The sequence below is a fragment of the Dolosicoccus paucivorans genome (assembly GCF_900100125.1).
GTDB classification, from domain to species: Bacteria; Bacillota; Bacilli; order Lactobacillales; family Aerococcaceae; genus Dolosicoccus; species Dolosicoccus paucivorans.
The window spans coordinates 1-6972 of record NZ_FNEL01000073.1 but is presented as its reverse complement, the minus strand read 5'-3'; the positions used below and the strand labels follow the sequence as shown (position 1 = coordinate 6972).

9 protein-coding genes and 1 pseudogene are annotated in these 6972 nt (G+C 35.5%); 2 read left to right on the top strand and 8 right to left on the bottom strand.

What is annotated here, in order from left to right; genetic code table 11:
* Positions 1-174: 174 nt before the first annotated feature.
* Positions 175-1071, top strand: coding sequence for a membrane protein insertase YidC (gene yidC / locus BLR79_RS08210; RefSeq protein ID WP_234970876.1), 897 nt, complete (start codon positions 175-177; stop codon positions 1069-1071).
* A 51-nt stretch (positions 1072-1122) separates the two neighbouring features.
* On the opposite strand, the gene BLR79_RS08205 is transcribed toward yidC, so the two are convergent.
* Together BLR79_RS08205 and BLR79_RS08200 are read right to left on the bottom strand one after the other, a co-directional pair.
* Positions 1123-2622: a sensor histidine kinase gene (locus tag BLR79_RS08205; protein WP_092086867.1), complete on the bottom strand. Its 1500-nt coding sequence runs from the start codon at positions 2620-2622 to the stop codon at positions 1123-1125.
* A gap of 1 nt (position 2623) precedes the next feature.
* Positions 2624-3328, bottom strand: coding sequence for a response regulator transcription factor (locus tag BLR79_RS08200; protein WP_092086864.1), 705 nt, complete (start codon positions 3326-3328; stop codon positions 2624-2626).
* 158 nt (positions 3329-3486) lie between these two features.
* Between BLR79_RS08200 and BLR79_RS09085 the strand changes: the two genes are divergently transcribed.
* Positions 3487-3624, top strand: a complete 138-nt coding sequence (locus tag BLR79_RS09085; protein ID WP_159427636.1) for a hypothetical protein — start codon at positions 3487-3489, stop codon at positions 3622-3624.
* A gap of 57 nt (positions 3625-3681) precedes the next feature.
* Here BLR79_RS09085 and BLR79_RS08195 read toward each other — a convergent pair whose 3' ends face one another.
* The 6 genes and pseudogenes from BLR79_RS08195 to BLR79_RS08170 all read right to left on the bottom strand — a co-directional run.
* Positions 3682-4077, bottom strand: a complete 396-nt coding sequence (locus BLR79_RS08195) for a rhodanese-like domain-containing protein (RefSeq protein ID WP_092086861.1) — start codon at positions 4075-4077, stop codon at positions 3682-3684.
* A 12-nt stretch (positions 4078-4089) separates the two neighbouring features.
* On the bottom strand, positions 4090-5061 hold the full coding sequence (locus BLR79_RS08190; RefSeq protein ID WP_092086858.1) for an ROK family glucokinase: 972 nt from the start codon (positions 5059-5061) through the stop codon (positions 4090-4092).
* Between the two features lie 2 nt (positions 5062-5063).
* The gene (locus tag BLR79_RS08185) at positions 5064-5753 is read right to left on the bottom strand and encodes a rhomboid family intramembrane serine protease (protein WP_159427635.1); all 690 of its coding nucleotides are present in this window, start codon (positions 5751-5753) and stop codon (positions 5064-5066) included.
* 4 nt (positions 5754-5757) lie between these two features.
* Positions 5758-6324, bottom strand: coding sequence for a 5-formyltetrahydrofolate cyclo-ligase (locus tag BLR79_RS08180; protein WP_092086853.1), 567 nt, complete (start codon positions 6322-6324; stop codon positions 5758-5760).
* A 66-nt stretch (positions 6325-6390) separates the two neighbouring features.
* Positions 6391-6543, bottom strand: coding sequence for a 50S ribosomal protein L33 (rpmG, locus tag BLR79_RS08175; RefSeq protein ID WP_092086850.1), 153 nt, complete (start codon positions 6541-6543; stop codon positions 6391-6393).
* 211 nt (positions 6544-6754) lie between these two features.
* A pseudogene (locus BLR79_RS08170) lies at positions 6755-6972 on the bottom strand (integrase core domain-containing protein); the annotation flags it as partial.

The following is a 6972-nucleotide window of genomic DNA, read 5'->3' as shown; positions in this document are numbered from 1 at the left end:
TGTGTCACATATGTTTGACTACTCTAGATACGACTTTTAAAATCATCCATTAGTTGTATTGTTTTTTAGCGCAAAGTTCGCTATATTTAAACGTAGATTAAATTTAGTGGAGTGTGAATTATGGTAATATCTCAAAAAAATCAAAAGAAACTCATGATGCTATTTCTTTTGGTAATGGTTGCATTAATTGCGACAGGCTGTGTGTCTTATGACGCTGCAGGAAATCCTTCTGGATGGGTTTATGAATACATTGGAAAGCCTACATCCAATTTATTAGATTTTTTAGCTAACCTTTTTGGAGGAAGTTATGGCATCGCGATCATCATCGTTACAATTATTACAAGACTTTTAATGCTTCCTTCTTCAATTAAAATGACTAAGGATTCAATGATTAGTCAATCACGCATGCAAATTGCCCAACCGGAAATTGATGCGATTGATAAGTTAATTGCGGAAACAGATGATCAAAATGAAAAGATTCGTCTTAATAATGAAAAAATGGCTGTTTACAAAAAATATAATATTAATATGTTAGGTGGATTAGGAGGTTGTTTACCTTTACTTATCCAAATGCCAATTATCGCTGCTGTTTATGCGGCTATTCGTTCATCTGAACAAATTAAACAAGCAACCTTTTTCAATATTCAACTTGGTCAAAAGAGTTACTTAATCTTTATTTTAGTAGTGGGTGTTTCATTTTTACAAGCTTGGTTAATGCAACGGAATATGCCTCAGTCATCTAACCCAGCAGCACAACAAACAAGTAAGACAATGCTTTTAATGAACCCATTAATGCTTGGTTGGATTACTTTAACAACTTCAGCTGGTTTAGGTATTTATTTCTTAACAGGCGCAGTTGTTATGTTACTTCAACAATTATACGTCAACCAAATCGTTCGTCCACGTATTCAAGAAATGATTGATGAAGAGGCAAAACATCATGATTTATTAAAAGATGAACTTCCTTCTGTCCACCGTAAAGATGTCACACCATCACCACAACCGGACCGAATCATTCCAACAAAAAAACGTCGTCGTAACGAAGGTTTACAAAATAGACGCCAAAAATAATTAAAAATAAATAGGCAACTACTTTCTTTGATGGAAGCAGTTGCCTATTTTCTATTCATAAAGTTGGTCGTGTTGTTGAAGGACTTTCTCTTTACTTTGTTTGATCTGCTCTTCGTCTGTAATTAAAGGCAGTTCGATATAAAAGATTGAGCCGTGTCCTAAAGAGCTTTCGACTCGAATATGCCCTTTATAAGTTTCGACTAACTGTTTAGCAATACTTAATCCCAATCCAGTACCACCTTTTTCTCGTGACCTTGCCTTATCAACACGGTAGAAGCGACTAAATACTCGCTCTTTGTCTTCTTCTGTCATTCCTTCACCAAAATCTTGAATGGCAATTTCTACATGGGTAAATGACGAACTAAGAGCAATATGAACTTCTTTGCGGTCTAGACTATATTTCACCGCATTATCCATTAAAATAATCAAAATTTGTTCATAGTGATTTCTAAACATGCGAACAAACAGTTCATGATTAGCATTTTCTGAATCGAAATAAAATTCAAATTCAGGGTGCAACATTTTAAAGTTAGAAAACACTTGAGCAGTTGTTGTATATATTTCTGTCACTTCATCTTTATAATCAACGTCAACGTGGTCAGCTCTTGAAAGATCTAACATTTCTTGAATTAAAACTTTCATTCTTAACATTTCTTGTAAAGATGCATCAATGGATTCTTCTAATATCTCCGGATCATCCTTACCCCAACGAGTTAATAGCTTTAAATGTCCCTCTACGATCGCAACGGGCGTTCTTAATTCATGGGACACATCTTCCACGAATTGTTTTTGATTTCGCACATAAAGATCAATCCGATCCAATAAGCGGTTAATGTGAACGTTTAAATCACTCCACTCATCATCATTAGAGGGTTGACGCATACGAATTTGCGATAAATTCTCTTCTTCGATTAAATCTAATACATCGTTTAAATAAGTCAAAGGTTTCAAGAAGACATGAGAAATTAAAATCGCTAAAGGTAAAGAAAGTAACATAAATAGTAACGATAACCAAAGTAACGGCTTTAAATCATAAAATGAGCGAAAGGATGGAATATATAAAGTAAAACTTCCTACCCTATTCCCTGATTCGCGACCATAAATGTTTTGATGATTAATCCACCCATCAATTTCTTCATTATATAGTAATTCAGAAGATTCTTGTAATTCCGGTAATCGTTTACTAATCGTTTGATAAACGGTTCTTCCATCAACTGTATATAAGTTTATCCGCGCATCTGAAGGCTCTAACAGCGTTCTTAAATGATCAAAGTGATGAGCATTCATCGAGCGGTCTAAATGATCCGATCGATTAGCAGCAATGATTTCACGTTCAACGGTTAAACCAAAAGAAGATAGATAGCTATTTACGTCTTGAACTAATTGTTCGTTACGTTTTTGGTATAACAGTTGTTGTTGATGGATGGTGTAGTAAGTATAGCTCACCGCTGAAAGAATGGTTAATCCACTAAAACAAAGAAAAAGAATAATACTCCACTTCCAGCGAAGAGATAAGGGCTCTTTTATTTTCTTAAACCAATGCAGTGACATGTTAAGTTCTCATTACATAGCCTGTTCCGCGTACAGTTTGAATGTAACTATCTTTTTCAGGCACATCAATTTTATTTCTTAAGTAACGAATATAAACATCGACCACATTCGTTTCTACTTCAGCTGTATAGCCCCATACTTTTTCTAAAAGAACTTCACGAGACATCACCATATTAATATTTTCCATTAAAAATAAGAGTAGTTCATATTCTCGTTTAGTCAAATCAATCACTTCATCACCACGGCGAACAATACGATTGTCTTTTTCGATAACTAAGTCACGGTAGCGTACCGTAGGTTGTTGCATCATGCGATGTTCTTCTTCAATGTTAATTCGTCTAAATAATGCGCGTAAACGAGCTAACAGCTCTTCAATTGCGAAAGGTTTAACAATGTAATCATCAGCACCTTGATCCAAACCGGAAACTCGGTCAATGACAGAGTCACGAGCAGTCATCATAATAATTGGTGTATCCTTTACAGGACGAATACGACGACACACCTCGAGTCCGTTAAGTTTTGGTAACATCAAATCAAGTAAAATGACATCCCAATCTTCATTTAAAGCGCTTTCTAATCCACTACGACCGTCGTAGAAAGATTTTGTTTCATACCCTTCGTGTTGTAATTCTAACTCTACGAAACGTGCTAAGTTTTTTTCATCTTCAATAATCAACACACGTGGTTTTTTATTTGATTCATTCATTCGTTATGCTCCTTTTCTTTATTCTATTTGTTATTATTGATACAAATGCTATCTTTAGTTTATCAGATTTTAACAATTAGGACTAGCTTTAAGAAAACATTCATTGCATCTATTCACTTTCTTAGATAAAATACAATATATCTAGATGAGGTGATAAGATGTATAAAATGCAACCTACAAAGAAACTAACTCGCATGGAAAAAGTCATTCGTATTTTCTCCATTATCATGGTGTTAGTTATTTTAACGTCCATAGGAATGGTTCTATGGTCAGTCATTGAAACAATTATGTCGTAATATTTCTCAGTAAAAAACGATGATGTATTGATGCAAAGTCAGTACATCATCGTTTTTTTAAATATTAGATTTTGTGCGTCCATCCCACTCTTCAATGCCACCATCGAGGATGTAAATTTCTTGATAACCATTTTTTCTTAAAATGTTTGCTGCACGGGCTGCGCTGACTGTCGTTTCATCATATAAATAAATTTTTTGATCTCGTCTAATTTCGCTAAAACGATGTTTGAACTGAGAAGCAGGAATATTGCGTGCTCCTAAAATATGCTTTGCATCAAATTCTGGTTGTTCGCGAACATCAATCAATTGAACTCTTCTTAAATCTTTTTTCATCTCATCTGCAGTGATAAAGTTAGCTGATTTTTTACGGATAGTATAAATATATAAGTAAAATAAACCATAACCAATTAAAACTGCGGCAATAATTACTAATAAAGTAATAAGTAACTGCATAACAATTCCTTTCTATAAGTTAATTTGTTGTAAGATTATTTTGCTAGCCCCTAAAACCCCTGCGTCATTTCCTAACTCAGCTAAGGAAATTTTGGTTGTTTCAATTACTTGAGGGAAAGTCATTTCTTCAAAATAAGGTTGAATTAAATCAAGTAAATATTGCCCCGCATGAGATACCCCGCCACCTAGGACAATTTCTGAAGGGTTTACTAAGGTCGCCACGTGAGAACAAGTTAAACCTAAAAAGTACCCTACTTCTTTCATGACTTCTACTCCTAAAGGATCCGACTCTTTAGCTGCATCAACAATTACCTTTGCATCAACTGTCGCCGTTTCGTCATTTAATTGATCTTTTAAAGAGCTCTCGCCTTCAAATAGTGACGCAAGTTCTTTAGCAATATTTACAATCCCTGTTGCGGAAGCTAACGTTTCTACGCAACCTTTTTTACCACAAGTACACGAAAAATTATAATAACGATCGACGGTTAAATGTCCTATCTCTCCTGCAGCTCCTTCACCATGAACTAGCTTTCCTTCGTTAACGATTCCGCCACCTACGCCGGTTCCTAGAGTGATCATTACGACGTTATCTTGATTATCCCCTGCACCTTGCCACTGCTCACCTAAAGCAGCGACGTTTGCATCATTATCAATCGCAAAGGGTAAATCGAAAGCTTTTTGGAACTGATCTTTGACGTATTGTCTTTGGGACCATCCTAAGTTATAGGCGCCAATCACAGATCCTTCATCTATATTAATAGCTCCAGGAGATCCCATTCCAATTCCTATTAATTGATCTTGAGTTATCTCTTGATGCTTTATTTCTTTTTGGATACTTTCAATAATCTCAGAAACAATATAACGACCTTCATCGGACGTATTGGTTGGCAGAGACCATTGATGCTCAATAACCCCTTCTGGCGTTACAAAAGCTAATTTAGCAGATGTTCCTCCCAAATCTATTCCTACTACGTATTTATTCATTATTATCCTCCTAAGTGTGTTAATCGAATGCCTAATACAAATAATGTAAGCGTTATTATAACTATTATACCGATTATTGTCCATATTAACTTATTATTTTTCAAATGAATAAAATCGATTAAAGCCATTATTAAACCACCATATACCGCTCCGCCAATATGGCCCCAATTATCTACTCCCACACTAGTCAGTCCAAAAATAATATTAAAAATAAGCAGTGTGCCAAACGTACGGGCGTAACGTTCTAAGTAAAGGTTTCCTGGATTCAGATAAGCTAATATAATATACGCAGCAAAGGTTCCAAATATCGCCGTACTAGCACCGGCAGAAACATTAGTACTAAAAGCAAAAGAAAATAAATTTCCACCAATCAGCGAAGTCATATAAACTAAAAAGAAGTTCCAATGACCAATAATTTGTTCTAAATGACGTCCAATAAAATAAATACTAATACCATTCATTAACAAATGACGAAAACCAATATGCAAAAACCCTGCGGTTATCAGACGCCACCACTCACCACGTTCAACAATAAAAAGATTAAATTTTGCCCCCATTCTTACTAAAGCATGGGTCGTTTCTGTTGTTTTAAAAATGAGTAACGTGGCCAAATACCAAGCAATAATTATACTAAGCAATGCGTAAGTCACAAAGGGAGCATCTTTCCAAACAGATTTTTTAAAGTAATCCATTGACTTAATCCTCCTCATTTTCTTTTCTAGCAATCAGCAGACTCTCAACTGCACAATCATGAGCTTGAACGTTCCACGCATCGGCTTTATAAACTTGTTGAGGAAAGACTAAAGCGATTGTGGGCATGGTAGATTTTTCTAATAGACGATCATAATAACCACCCCCATGGCCAATTCGATGCCCGTCTAGTTTAAAAGCAACACCCGGAACAATTAAAAGGTCCAATTGGCTTGGGTCAATTGACTTTGCTTCGTTATAAGGTTGGTACACGCGATCTTTAAAAGCAACATCTAAAGGGTCTTGATCTTGATACAGATGAAAAGTCAGCTGACGTTTGGGTTGCATTCGCGGTAAATAAATTTGAACCCCTTCTTGCCATAAAGTATCAAAAAAGTGAGGTGTCATTATTTCTGGATGAAATCCGTAATAGAACCCGATCGTTTTGATAGATTCTCTTTGAATCTTATTTAGCAATTGATGAAGTAAATTATCTTCATAAACCTGTCTTAAAGCTTGTGGCATTTGATCTAATGCATTTAACGTATCCTGTCGTATCGATTGCTTAGTCATTCTTGTCTCCTTTACGTTCGATATTAAAAAAGCAAGTTAACCCAATCGTTAACTTGCTTTATTTCATTATTTTTTAACTTCACGATGTAAAGTAACTTTTCTTAAACGTGGGCAATATTTTTTAACTTCTAGACGCTCTGGGTTGTTACGTCTATTCTTTGTTGTTAAGTAGTTGCGATCGCCACACTCTGTACATTCTAGGTTAATATTAACGCGCATTGATTTCCCTCCAAACATAAAATCAAATTTGTTCGTTTGTTGAACAATACTTTATAAGTATACCATATTCGCCTACTCAGTCAATACGCAACTCGGTAAAAAAATAGTCTATTCTAGAGTAGTCAAACATATGTGACACACACTTAAAGTTCTAGTACAAAATAAATAGAATTGAATGGGGTTCTGGGGGACCGCGGTCCCCCAGAAAAAATTAAGCACTTTGTGATTCAAAGTATTGGGCCACGACTTCATTTGGACTCAAAAAGTTAAGTACTTTACGATGGATATTATTACTTCGGTTAATATAACGCGCATGCGCCTTAAATAACGCTTCTTCTGACGTAAATGTTCGACGATGGTAAAAGCGCTCGTCGTCAATTCGATGGCTACGCTCTACCTTACCATTCTGCCAAGGCGAATAAGGGCGTG